Genomic DNA, 12,774 nt, shown 5'->3' on the forward strand with positions numbered 1-12,774 from the left:
CGAAATGCTTCATTTCAACGGCGAGACACGGGAGATCGAACGTCAGTGGACGCAATCATCGATTTTCTCAACACGATATTTTGGGGCTACGTCCTGATTTACGGACTGATCGCCGTCGGTATTTTCTTCACGCTGCGCCTGGCCTTCGTCCAGGTCGTGCACTTCCCCGAAATGCTGCGCACCATCGTCGGTTCGCGCGGCGGTGACAAATCCGGTATCACCCCGTTCCAGGCGCTGTGTACCAGCCTTGCCTCGCGTGTCGGCACCGGCAACCTCGCCGGCGTGGCTGTAGCCCTCTACCTCGGCGGGCCGGGGGCGATTTTCTGGATGTGGGTGGTCGCCTTCGTCGGCATGGCCACCGCCTATTCCGAAAGCACCCTGGCGCAGCTTTACAAGATCCGCAACGAGGACGGCGAATTCCGCGGCGGACCGGCTTTCTACATCGCCCGCGGTCTGCGCGCGCCCTGGGCCGCCGTGATTTTCTCCATTTGTCTGATTCTCACCTTCGGCCTGATCTTCAACGCCGTGCAGGCCAACTCGATTTCCAGCGCGATGGAAGCCGCCTTCGGCGTGCCGAAACTCGCCGTCGGCGTGGCCATCGCGGCCCTCGCCGCTATCGTCATCTTCGGCGGTATCCGCGGCATCGCCCGCTTCGCCGAATGGGTCGTGCCGTTCATGGCCGGTGCCTACGTGCTGGTTGCGCTCTATGTCGTCGTCGTTAACTTCTCCGAGGTGCCGGGCGTCCTCGCGCTGATCGTCAAATCCGCCTTTGGCATCGAGGAAGCCGCCGGCGGCGTCGCCGGATCGATCACCGCGGCGATGCTCAACGGCGTCAAACGCGGCCTGTTCTCCAACGAAGCCGGCATGGGCAGTGCGCCGAACGCCGCCGCAACCGCCACACCCGACCCGCATCACCCCTCCTCTCAGGGGTTCGTGCAGGCCTTCGGCGTGTTCATCGACACCATCGTGATCTGCAGTGCGACCGCCATCATGATCCTGCTCTCAGGCGTACTGGCACCGGGCTCCGGTGTCACCGGCACCGAGCTGACGCAGGCGGCCCTGGACGTCCACCTCGGCGGCTTTGGCACCTACTTCGTCGCGCTGGCGATCTTTTTCTTCGCCTTCACTTCGATCGTGGCCAATTACGCCTATGCCGAAAACGCGATGACCTACCTCGGCATCGGCAACAAAGCCGGGCTGTACACGCTGCGCGTCGGCACGCTGGGGATGGTCGTATGGGGCGCGATGCAGAGCGTGTCGACGGTGTTCAATGCCGCCGATGCCTCGATGGGACTGATGGCCACGATCAATCTCGTCGCCATCGTGCTGATGTCGGGCACCGTCATCAAACTCACACGCGATTACTTCGAACAGCGCAAGCAGGGCGTCGTGCCGCATTTCCACAGCGCCAGATACCCCGAGCTGGCCGGAGAGATCGACCCGGACATCTGGCGCGAACGCTGAGCGAACCAGGGCGCGGCGCGGCATGCAGAACGGCGGCGTGTGCTGGCTGCGCCCCCCGATGCGGTGGCACCCCGAGGCCAACCACGGTACGGCGCGCGCCGGCGGCATCTGCCTAGCCGTGTGCCCCCACCGGCAGCGGGCAAATAAAAAGGGCTTGCCATTGCTGGTAAGCCCTTGATAAATAACTGGTGCCGGTGAAGGGACTCGAACCCCCACGGTGTTACCCGGCTGATTTTGAGTCAGCTGCGTCTACCATTCCGCCACACCGGCGACGGGGGGCGGAGTATCGTGGATTTGGGGCCACTGGACAAGGGGCTGTAACACTTCACTGCTGAAACAACGCTACGCCCGACGGGTGGACCACCGTCGGGTTCCGTGTCATTTTCCGCCGGACGCCAACCTTTAGCGCAACGACACGGGCTCTGGCGTTCCTCGCCCGCGCGTCACGTCTCTATATCAACTAGTCGAATCTAGCGACCCCTGAGGAGCTGCAGCTGATGACCACGAAGAACGAAGCCCTCCAGGCTTGGGTGGAAGAAGTAGCCCAACTGACCAAGCCGGATCGCATCCACTGGTGCGACGGCTCGGACGCCGAATACAAGGAACTGCTCCAGATTGCGCTGGCGACCGGCGATCTGATCGAGCTGAACAAGGAGACCCACCCCAGCTGCTACCTGCATCGCTCGCATCCGACGGACGTGGCCCGCACCGAACACCTGACCTTCATCTGCACGCAGAATCGCGACGACGCCGGCCCCAACAACAACTGGATCTCGCCGGCCGAAGGCCATGACAAGATCGATTCACTGTTCGACGGCTGCATGCAGGGACGCACGATGTACGTGCTGCCCTACTGCATGGGGCCGATCGATTCACCGCTGGCCCGCTGCGGCGTCGAGATCACCGACAGCCTGTATGTCGTGCTCAGCATGCGCGTCATGACGCGCATGGGCAAAGCGGCGCTGGCGCGCATCGAGCGCGACGGCAACTTCGTGCGCGGCCTGCACTCGACCGGCGACCTGAGTCCCGAGCGCCGCTTCATCATGCACTTCCCGGAAGAGCTGATGATCAAGTCGATCGGCTCCGGCTACGGCGGCAACGCGCTGCTCGGCAAGAAGTGCCACGCGCTGCGCATCGCCAGCTGGCAGGCGAAGTCCGAAGGCTGGCTGGCCGAGCACATGCTGATCGTCGGCATCCAGAATCCCGAAGGACTGACCCGCTACGTCGCCGCCGCCTTCCCCTCGGCCTGCGGCAAGACCAATCTGGCGATGCTGATCCCGCCGGCGACGATGCCGGGCTGGAAGGTCTGGACCGTTGGCGACGACATCGCCTGGCTGCACCTCGGTGAGGACGGCCAGCTGTGGGCGATCAACCCGGAAGCGGGCTTCTTCGGTGTCGCCCCCGGCACCGGCCCGAAGACCAACCCGACCGCGCTGAACATGCTCGATCACGACACCATTTTCACCAACGTCGGTGTCACCGCCGACAAGCAGCCCTGGTGGGAAGGCAAGAACAAGAGCGAAGTGCCGGTCATCGACTGGAAGGGCAATCCCTTCGATCCGGCTGGCGGCCCGGCGGCCCATCCGAATTCGCGCTTCACCGTCGCCGCACGCCAGTGCGCCAGCGCCTCGGAGCGCATGGAAGACCCGGCCGGCGTACCGATCTCCGCGATCGTCTTCGGCGGCCGTCGCGCCGAACTGGCGCCGCTGGTGTTCGAAGCGCGTGACTGGAAACACGGCGTGCTGGTCGGCGCCGCAGTCGCCTCGGAAACCACCGCAGCCGCCACCGGCGCGGTCGGCGTCGTGCGCCGCGACCCGATGGCGATGCAGCCGTTCTGCGGCTACAACTTTGCCGACTACTGGACGCACTGGCTGGGCTTCGCCGAGAAATCCAGCAAGCTGCCGAAGGTGTTCCACGTCAACTGGTTCCGCCAGGACGGCAACGGCAACTTCATCTGGCCGGGTTTTGGTGAAAACCTGCGCGTGATCGAGTGGATCCTCGGCCGCTGCGAGGGCACCGCCAACGCCGTCGAAACCCCGATCGGCTACATGCCGGCGCCGAGTGACCTCGACACCAAGAACCTCGACATCGAAGCCGACACCATCGAGGCACTGCTGTCGATCGATCCGGCCGCCTGGCAGAAGGAACTCGACGACATCCGCGACTACTTCAACAAGTACGGCGAACACATGCCGCGGGCCTTGTGGGACGAACTCGAAACCACGCGGGAAGCGCTGGAAGCCAAGCTCGCCGCCGCCTGAGCGACGGCGCAGTCTTGTTCGAACCGGGGCGCCACCACACGGTGGCGCCTTTTTTCTGCCCGCGACGTGCTCAGCAGAGCACTTCGCCGCGCTCGATATGCGCCAGATGCAGCAGATTGGTCGTGCCCGGCCGCGCGAACGGGATGCCGGCGACGATCGCCAGGCGGTCGCCGCCACGGGCAAAGCCGTTGCAGACCGCCGCATACTTGGCGTGCTCGATCATGTCGGAAACACCGTGGATATCCGCACTGAGCAGCGGATACACGCCCCAGGCGAGCGTCAGCCGGCGAGCGACGTGCAGGTGCGGCGTCAGGCCGAGGATCGGGGTTTCCGGGCGCTCGCGAGCGGCGCGCAGGCTGGTGTAGCCGGAGCTGGTGTAGGTCACCGTCGCGGCGATGCCGAGCACGCGCGTGACCTCGCGCAGCGCGGCGCACACCGCATCGGCCGAGGTCTTCTGCGGCTGCGGCTGGCTGGCTTCCATCATCCGCCGGTAATACGGATCGCCTTCGACCTCGCGGATGATGCGATCCATCATCGTCACCGCCTCGACCGGGTATTCGCCCGAGGCCGACTCGGCCGACAGCATCACCGCGTCGGCACCGTCATAGACCGCCGTGGCCACGTCCGAAGCCTCGGCGCGCGTCGGCACCGGCGCGTGCACCATCGAATCGAGCATGTGCGTGGCGACGATCACCGGCCGTCCCGCGTCGCGGCAGCACTGGATGATGCGCTTCTGGATGCCGGGCACGCGCTCCGGCGGCAGTTCGACGCCGAGGTCGCCGCGGGCGACCATGATCGCGTCGGAATGCTCGACGATCGCCTTCAGATCCTCGATCGCCGAGGGTTTTTCCAGCTTGGCGAGAATCGCCGCGCGGTTGCCGACCAGCGAGCGCAGCTCCGCCATGTCCTTGGCCCGCTGCACGAACGACAGCGCCACCCAGTCGACGCCGAGCTCCAGCCCGAAGGCGAGGTCGGCGCGATCTTTTTCGGTCAGCGGTGAGATCGGCAGCACCACCGAGGGCACGTTGACGCCCTTGCGGTTGGATACCTCGCCGCCGTTGACGACGCGCGTCTCGGCGAAATCGGCGCCGCAGTCGACGACTTCGAGGTGCACGCGGCCATCGTCGATCAGCAGCGCGGCCCCGGGCCTGAGCGCGGCGAAGATTTCCGGATGCAGCAGCGGCGCCCGCGTCGCATCGCCCGGCGTGGCGTCCAGATCGAGCCGGAAATGCGCGCCGCTCTCCAGCGTCACCACCCCCTCGGCAAAAGTGCCGACGCGCAGCTTCGGCCCCTGCAGGTCCATCAGCACGCCGAGCGGACGACCGACTTCCTTTTCGACAGCGCGGACGATGTCGAAACGGGCACGGTGATCGGCATGGCTGCCGTGGCTGAAATTGAAGCGGAACAGATCAGCCCCGGCCTCGACGAGCGCGCGGATCACTTGCGCGCTGGAACTGGCCGGGCCAAGCGTGGCGACCACCTTGGCGTTGCGTTCACGGTGCATGGGACGACTCCGCGGCGATGGATCGGTGTGAAGGCGTTTTAACCCGTCGCCATGTCTCTTGCACGACATGCGCGTGCTCATCTGCACAACGGCACCGCCTGCTGTACGAGCAGGCGTCCAGCGCCTGAGTGCATGTCCGGCCGCGTGAGGCATTACAGGTAATGCTTGCCTGTTTTTTGATAATCATTATCATTCGATGCTGATTCGCCGTTCGCTCACTCCGCCCCGAGGTCTGCCGCATGCATCCGTTCCGCACCCCTTCCGCCCTGGCCGCCACCCTGCTCGCCCTCGGCCTGCTGCAGACGGCGACGGCGGCCGAACTGGTGGTTTATTCCTCGCGCAACGAGCAGCTGATCAAGCCCGCCTTCGACGCCTACACCGCGAAGACCGGCACCACGATCCGCTTCGTCAGCGACAAGGAAGGTGCGCTGATCGAGCGGCTGAAAGCCGAAGGCGACAAGACGCCGGCCGATCTGCTGATCACCGTCGACGCCGGCAATCTCTGGCAGGCGACAAGCGAAGGCGTGCTGGCGAAGATCGATTCGCCGGCGCTGACAGCGAACGTGCCGGCGCATCTGCGCGATCCTGACGGCCGCTGGTACGGCCTGACCATCCGCGCCCGCACCATCGTCTACAACCCGCAGACCGTGAAGCCCGCGCAGCTTTCGAGCTACGAAGACCTCGCCGACCCCAAGTGGAAAGGCAAGCTGTGCCTGCGCACCTCGAAGAAGGTCTACAACCAGTCGCTGGTCGCCACGATGATCGCCCGCCTCGGCGCCGAAAAGACCGAGCAGGTGGTCAAGGGCTGGGTCGCCAACCTGGCGACCGATCCGTTCTCCAGCGACAACCAGGCGATCGAGGCCGTCGCCGCCGGCCAGTGCGACGTCACCATCGTCAACACCTACTACTTCGCCAACCTCAAGACCAAAAATCCGGCGCTGTCGGCCGAACTGTTCTGGGCCAATCAGGGCAGCAGCGGCGTGCACGTCAACGTCTCCGGCGCCGGCATCACCCGCCACGCGCCGCACCGGGCCGAGGCGCAGCGCTTCCTCGAATGGCTCTCCGGCGATGAAGCACAGACGCTGTTCGCCAATCTCAACTTCGAATTCCCGACCAAGGCCGGCATAGCGGCCGCTGCGCTGCCGCTGTCCTGGGGACCGTTCAAGCAGGACGACGTCAACCTCGCCGAAGCCGGCCGGTTGCAGGCCGAAGCGGTCAAGCTGATGGACCGCGCCGGCTACCGGTGATGCCGAGGCCACACCCAGCGCACCCCGGCCGATGAACGCACTCGCCCTGCCGGCACCGGCCGGCGCCGATGCCGCGAGCAGCCACGGCCGGCGCTGGACGCTGCTCGCCGTCGCCCTCGCCGTACCGGTGGCGCTGCCGCTGCTGGTGATCGCCGGCGGCTGGCTGCAGCACGACCCGGCGACCTGGGCGCACCTGCTCGATACGGTGCTCGCCGAGCTGCTGCTCAACACCGCCTTTCTGCTGCTCAGTGTCGGCACCGCGGTCACCGTGCTCGGTGCCGGGCTGGCCTGGCTGAGCGCCGCCTGCGAATTCCCCGGCCGCCGCCACTTCGACTGGCTGCTGATGCTGCCGCTGGCGCTGCCGGCCTACGTGCTGGCCTTCGTCGCCATCGATCTGCTCGATTTCGCCGGGCCGGTGCAGAGCACGCTGCGCGCCTGGTTCGGCCCCGGCCGCTGGCTGCCGCCGATCCGCTCGCGCGGCGGCATCGTGCTGGTGATGAGCCTGGCGCTCTATCCCTACGTCTACCTGCTGGCGCGCAGCGCTTTTCTGGCGCAGGGCGCGCGCGCGCTCGAAGCCGCACGCAGCCTCGGCTGCGGCCCGTGGCGGGCATTCCTGCGAGCGGCGGTGCCGGTCGCGCGGCCGGCGATCATCGCCGGCACCACGCTGGCGCTGATGGAAACCCTGGCCGACTTCGGCACGGTCGCGGTGTTCAACTTCGACACCTTCACCACGGCGATCTACAAGACCTGGTTCGGCCTGTTCAGCCTGCCGGCGGCGACGCAGCTCGCCTCGCTGCTGCTGCTGAGCGTGGTGCTGGCGCTCGGCGCCGAACGCGCGCTGCGTGGTCGCGCCCGCTACGCCGCCGCGGGCCGGGCGCAGGGCGGTGAGCGCATCGTGCTGCGCGGTGTCCGTGGCTGGCTGGCCAGCGGCCTGTGCAGCGGCGTGCTTGCGCTCGGCTTCGTGCTGCCACTGAGCCGGCTGCTGTACTGGGCGCTCGAACGCGGCCTCGCCGATCTCGACGCCCGCTACCTCGAACGCCTGCTCAACACCCTCGGCCTCGGTGCGCTGGCCGCGCTGCTCACCGTCGGCGCCGCGCTGCTGCTGGCGCTCGCCGTACGCCGCCAGCCGAGCCTGACGGTACGCCTGGCGGTGCGCCTGGCCACGCTCGGCTACGCGCTGCCCGGCTCGGTGCTCGCCGTCGGCCTGATGATCACGCTGACCTGGGTCGACCGGCGCCTCGGTGAACTCGGCGACTGGCTCGGCCTGCCGCTCGACGCCGTGCTGCGCGGCAGTGTCTGGGCGCTGCTGATCGCCTACGGCGTGCGCTTCACCGCCGCCGCCTGGGGGCCGGTCGACGCCGCCTGCGAGCGGGTGCGGCCGAGCCTGATCGAAGCCGCGCGCGGCCTCGGCGTGCATGGCAGCGGTCTGCTGCGCCGCGTCTACCTGCCGCTGCTGCGCCCGGGCCTGCTCGCCGCCGCGCTGCTGGTATTGGTCGACGTGGTGAAGGAAATGCCGGCGACCTTGCTGCTGCGGCCGTTCGGCTTCGACACGCTGGCAATCCGCATCTACGAAATGACCGCCGAAGGCGACTGGGCCGGCGCCGCGCTGCCGGCGCTGACGCTGGTGCTGGCCGGCCTGCTGCCGGTGATCCTGCTGGTGTGCCGCTCGGCGGCCAGCCCCCACTGAAAGACGAGCCGATGCCTGCCGAAGCCCCCGCCGCCCTGCTCGAACTGCAGGATATCGCCTGCGCCCACGCCGGCCGCCGCGTCGTCGACGGCCTGAGCCTGCGCCTGCAGCCCGGCGAGATCGGCTGCCTGCTCGGTGCCAGCGGCTGCGGCAAGACCACCACGCTGCGCGCGATCGCCGGCTTCCATCCGCTTGCCGCCGGCAGCATCCGCCTGCGCGGCCAGAGCATCGCCAGCGCCGCCGGCGGCCTGCCGCCGGAAGCGCGCGGCATCGGCCTGGTGTTTCAGGACTACGCGCTGTTCCCGCACCTCGACGCCGGCGACAACGTCGCCTTCGGCCTGCACCGACTGCCGCGCCGCGAGCGTCGTGCCCGCGCGCAGACGTTGCTCGAAGTGGTCGGCCTCGGCGACTGTGCCGCGCGCTACCCGCACGAGCTCTCCGGCGGCCAGCAGCAGCGCATCGCGCTGGCCCGCGCACTGGCGCCCGAACCGGCGCTGGTGCTGCTCGACGAGCCGTTCTCCAGCCTCGACCCGGAGCTGCGCGAGCGTCTGGCCGGCGAGGTGCGCGACATCCTGCGCCGCCGCCACACCGCCGCGCTGCTGGTCACCCACGACCAGCACGAGGCTTTCGCCCTCGCCGACCGCATCGGCGTCATGCACGGCGGCCGCCTGCTGCAATGGGACAGCGGCCCGGCGCTGTACCGCACGCCGGCGAGCGCCGCGGTCGCCGGCTTTATCGGCGACGGCCGCCTGCTGCCCGGCGAACGCCGCAGCGACGGGCGCATCGCCACCGCGCTCGGCGAGCTGCGCGGCCGCAGCGACGGCCCGCCCGGCCAGCACGTGCAGGTGCTGCTGCGGCCCGAGCACCTGCTGCACGATCCCGCCGGGCCGCTGCACGCGCAGGTGCTGAGCCGCGCCTTCCGCGGCGCCGAGACGCTGTACACGCTGACGCTGCCGAGCGGCGCCGAAGTGCTGGCGCGCATCGCCAGTGCCTGCGACTACCCACCCGGCGCCAGCGTGAGCCTGCGCTACGCCGGCACGCCGGTGTGCGTCTATCCACCGGCGTGACGCTGTCACCGGCGCCGGCGATGATGCGCACATCGCACCGAGGATCGGGAGATCGCGCATGGCCGTCGGCCGCTTCCTGCTGTTGCTGCTGCTCGCGCTGGTACTGGCGCGACTGCCGCTGATCGGACTGCCGCTCGACTGGGCGGAAACCTTCTTCCACGAACTGAGCCACGGCCTAGTCGCGCTGTTCACCGGCGGTCAGGTCGAAAGCCTGCGCCTGCACCTCGACGGCTCCGGCCTGTGCACCTTCCGCGGCGGCTGGCCCTTTGCCGCTGCCTTCGCCGGCTACGCCGGCGCGCCACTGTGGGGCCTGGCGATCTTCCGCCTCGCCGGCGGCGGCCGCATCCTCGCCGGCGCGCTCGCCGTCGGCGTACTGCTGGTGATGCTGTTCTGGGTGCGCGACCCGATCACGCTGCTGATCGCCGGTGTGCTGCTCACCCTGTTCGCCCTACCGCTGCGCTGGCGCCCCGGCGGCTGGCTGCGCAGCGCCTGCGAAGTCCTCGGCCTCGCCGTCATGCTCAACGCCCTGCGCGCGCCCACCGCGCTGTTCGGCAACGGCATCGGCGACGCCGCCGAACTGGCCCGCATGAGCTGGATACCGGCCAGCGTCTGGATCGTGCTGTGGCTGGCGATCGCACTGGGCTGTTTGTGGAGCGCGTGGCGGCATGCGCGCACGCTGCCGGCCGTACGCTGAAGCGGCCGCGCCGGACGTTCACGGTCGCTCGACGATCGCCGCCCCCTCCCCCGCCAGGTCCGCCAGAATCGGGCAGTCCGGTCGCTGGTCGCCGCAGCAGGCGTCGGCGAGTGTGGCCAGGGCGTCGCGCATCGCCGTCAGTTCGGCGATTTTCTGATCGAGTTCGGCGACGTGTTCGCTGGCGACACGTTTGACTTCGGCGCTGGCGCGCGAGCGGTCCTGCCACAGCGCCAGCAGGCGGGCGATCTGCGGCATCGAGAAGCCGAGGTCGCGGGCGCGGCGCACGAAGCGCAACAGGTGGATATCGGCGGCGCTGAACACGCGATAACCCGCCTCGGTGCGCGCCGCCGGGCGCAGCAGGCCGATGTGCTCGTAGTGGCGGATCATCTTCGCCGAGACGCCGGAGGCGCGGGCCGCTTCACCGATATTCATGCATCCTCCCGCGGTCGCCAGTGGCGCAGACGCAGGGCGTTGCTGACCACGCTGACGCTGGAAAACGCCATCGCCGCGCCGGCGATCACCGGCGACAGATAGCCGAGCGCGGCCAGCGGGATGCCGATGACGTTGTAGGCGAAGGCCCAGAACAGGTTCTGGCGGATCTTGGCCAGTGTCGCCCGCGAGATGTCGATGGCATCGGCAACCAGCCGCGGATCGCCGCGCATCAGCGTGACGCCGGCGGCCTGCATCGCCACGTCGGTACCGGTGGCCATGGCGAAGCCGACATCGGCGGCCGCCAGCGCCGGCGCGTCATTGAGGCCGTCGCCGACCATCGCCACCGGCGTGCCCGGTGCGCGCAGCTCGCCGACGACGCGCGCCTTGTCCTCGGGCAGCACTTCGGCGCGCACGTCATCGATGCCGAGCACGCTGGCGACGGCGCTGACCGCGGCGTGGCGGTCGCCGCTCAGCAGCACGGTGCGGATGCCGAGCGCGTGCAGGCGGGCAATCGCCGCCGGCGCACTCGGCTTGAGCGCATCGCCGAAGGCGAACCAGCCGAGCACGCGCGCGGCGCTGCCGGTTTCCACCAGCCAGGCCAGCGTGCGCCCCTGTGTCTCCTCGGCGGCGGCCGTGGCGGCCAGCGCGGCGACGTCGGCGCCGAGTTCATCGACCAGCCGACGACTGCCGAGCGCCAGCGTGCGCTCGCCGACACGGCCGGCGATGCCGCGCCCGGGCAGCGCGCGCAGTTCGCTTGCCGTCGGCCAGGTCTGGCCGGCGGCGGCGCTCAGCACCGCGTGCGCCAGCGGGTGTTCGGAACCGGACTGCAGCGCCGCGGCGAGGCGCAGCAGCGTGTCGCGGTCAGCGTCGACGGCGGCGCTCGCCAGCAGCGTCGGCCGGCCTTCGGTCAGCGTGCCGGTCTTGTCGAAGGCGACGCAGCGCAGCGCCTGCGCGTGCTCCAGTGCCTCGGCGTCGCGGATCAGCATGCCGTGGCGCGCGGCGACGCCGGTGCCGACCATGATCGCCGTCGGCGTCGCCAGACCGAGCGCACACGGACAGGCGATGACCAGCACGGCGACGGCGTTGACCAGGGCCGCCTCGTAGCCGGCGCCGGCAAACAGCCAGCCGATGGCGGTGAGCAGCGCGACGCCGACCACCACCGGCACGAACACCGCGGCGACGGCATCGACCAGCCGCTGCACCGGCGCCTTGGCGCCCTGCGCCTGCTCGACCAGGCGGATGATGCGTGCCAGCCGTGATTCAGCGCCGATGGCGGTGGTTTCGACCAGCAGCAGCCCCTCGCCGTTGATCGCACCGCCGGTCACCGCATCGCCCGGCGCTTTCGCCACCGCGGCGGCTTCCCCGGTGAGCAGCGATTCATCGGCCTGACTGTCGCCCTCGCGCACCAGACCATCGACCGGGATGCGCTCACCGGGGCGCACGCTGACCAGATCGCCGACACGCACCTGCGCCAGCGGCAGCTCCAGCTCGACGCCGTCGCGGCGCACGCGGGCGGTGTCCGGGCGCAGGCGTTCGAGCGCGCGGATCGCATCGGAGGTGCGCCGCCGCGCGCGCAGCTCCAGCTCCTTGCCGAGCAGCACCAGCGCGACCACCACCGCGGCAGCCTCGAAGTACAGGTGCGTGTGGCCCTGCGTCCACAGGTACAGCGACAGGCCGTAGGCGGCGCTGGTGCCGAGCGCCACCAGCAGATCCATCGTGCCGCTGCCGGCGCGCAGCGCGTGCCAGGCACCGCGGTAGAAACGCGCACCGAGCCAGAACTGCACCGGCGTCGCCAGCGCCCACTGCAGCCAGGCCGGCAGCATCCACTGCACACCGAATGGCAGCAGCAGCATCGGCGCCACCAGCGGCGCGGCGAGCAGCAGTGCCAGCGCCGCCGGCCACCACGCCGGCAAACCGCCGGCGGGCTCGGCCGGGCGTTCGGCCTGCGCCGGGCGCGCGCCGTAGCCGGCGCGCTCGACGGCGGCGATCAGCGCACTCAGTTCGGGCGCGCCGAGGGTATCGATGCTGGCGCTTTCGCTGGCGAGGTTGACGCGGGCGGCGACGACGCCGGGATGGCGCTGCAGGACTTTTTCGACGCGACCGACGCAGCTGGCGCAGGTCATGCCGCTGATCTGCAGCTGCGTGGTGGTCAGCGGCACGCCGAAGCCGGCTTTTTCCACCGCCGCGCGCAGCGCCGCGACGTCGAGCGTCGGTTCGGCTTCGAGCTGGGCGCTCTCGGTCGACAGGTTGACCTGCGCGGCATCGACGCCCGGCACGCGCGTCAGCACTTTCTCCACCCGGCGCACGCAGGCGGCGCAGCTCATGCCGGAAATCGGGATCTGCAGGCGTATCGCCGTATGCGTGCTCATCGTCCGTACTCCTTGTCATCGACCATGCCGGCAGCTTGGACCTTGACAT

General features: G+C 69.3%; 9 protein-coding genes and 1 tRNA gene. 6 read left to right on the top strand and 4 right to left on the bottom strand.

The genetic code is table 11. The annotated features are described in order from the left end of the window. Window positions 1–45 precede the first annotated feature (45 nt). Window positions 46–1,464 (top strand): alanine/glycine:cation symporter family protein, encoded by a 1,419-nt coding sequence (locus C7443_RS01745; protein ID WP_110016853.1) that lies wholly within the window; start codon window positions 46–48, stop codon window positions 1,462–1,464. A gap of 186 nt (window positions 1,465–1,650) precedes the next feature. On the opposite strand, the gene C7443_RS01750 is transcribed toward C7443_RS01745, so the two are convergent. Further along, window positions 1,651–1,734 (bottom strand) — tRNA-Leu (locus C7443_RS01750). A 218-nt stretch (window positions 1,735–1,952) separates the two neighbouring features. Here C7443_RS01750 and C7443_RS01755 point away from each other — a divergent pair. Next, complete coding sequence (locus C7443_RS01755) at window positions 1,953–3,725, top strand: phosphoenolpyruvate carboxykinase (GTP) (protein ID WP_425467064.1); 1,773 nt, start codon at window positions 1,953–1,955, stop codon at window positions 3,723–3,725. A 70-nt stretch (window positions 3,726–3,795) separates the two neighbouring features. Here the strand turns inward: C7443_RS01755 and pyk are convergent, their stop codons facing one another. Then, the gene (pyk, locus tag C7443_RS01760) at window positions 3,796–5,229 is read right to left on the bottom strand and encodes a pyruvate kinase (RefSeq protein ID WP_110016855.1); all 1,434 of its coding nucleotides are present in this window, start codon (window positions 5,227–5,229) and stop codon (window positions 3,796–3,798) included. 239 nt (window positions 5,230–5,468) lie between these two features. Here pyk and C7443_RS01765 point away from each other — a divergent pair, with 239 nt between their 5' ends. The 4 genes from C7443_RS01765 to C7443_RS01780 are packed head-to-tail and all read left to right on the top strand — an operon-like array spanning window position 5,469 to window position 9,924. Then, a complete protein-coding gene (locus tag C7443_RS01765; RefSeq protein ID WP_110016856.1) occupies window positions 5,469–6,476 on the top strand; it encodes an extracellular solute-binding protein in 1,008 nt (335 codons plus the stop codon). A 31-nt stretch (window positions 6,477–6,507) separates the two neighbouring features. Continuing rightward, window positions 6,508–8,163 (top strand): ABC transporter permease, encoded by a 1,656-nt coding sequence (locus tag C7443_RS01770; RefSeq protein WP_110016857.1) that lies wholly within the window; start codon window positions 6,508–6,510, stop codon window positions 8,161–8,163. An 11-nt stretch (window positions 8,164–8,174) separates the two neighbouring features. Then, window positions 8,175–9,230, top strand: a complete 1,056-nt coding sequence (locus C7443_RS01775; RefSeq protein WP_110017020.1) for an ABC transporter ATP-binding protein — start codon at window positions 8,175–8,177, stop codon at window positions 9,228–9,230. Window positions 9,231–9,288: 58 nt separating this feature from the next. Then, complete coding sequence (locus C7443_RS01780) at window positions 9,289–9,924, top strand: M50 family metallopeptidase (RefSeq protein WP_110016858.1); 636 nt, start codon at window positions 9,289–9,291, stop codon at window positions 9,922–9,924. 18 nt (window positions 9,925–9,942) lie between these two features. Here the strand turns inward: C7443_RS01780 and cueR are convergent, their stop codons facing one another. Together cueR and C7443_RS01790 are read right to left on the bottom strand one after the other, a co-directional pair. Continuing rightward, on the bottom strand, window positions 9,943–10,356 hold the full coding sequence (cueR, locus tag C7443_RS01785) for a Cu(I)-responsive transcriptional regulator (protein WP_110016859.1): 414 nt from the start codon (window positions 10,354–10,356) through the stop codon (window positions 9,943–9,945). Continuing rightward, window positions 10,353–12,725, bottom strand: coding sequence for a heavy metal translocating P-type ATPase (locus tag C7443_RS01790; RefSeq protein WP_110016860.1), 2,373 nt, complete (start codon window positions 12,723–12,725; stop codon window positions 10,353–10,355). The genes cueR and C7443_RS01790 overlap by 4 nt, the downstream gene beginning before the upstream one ends. Window positions 12,726–12,774 lie beyond the last annotated feature (49 nt).

Source organism: Plasticicumulans acidivorans (genome assembly GCF_003182095.1).
Taxonomy (GTDB): domain Bacteria; phylum Pseudomonadota; class Gammaproteobacteria; order Competibacterales; family Competibacteraceae; genus Plasticicumulans; species Plasticicumulans acidivorans.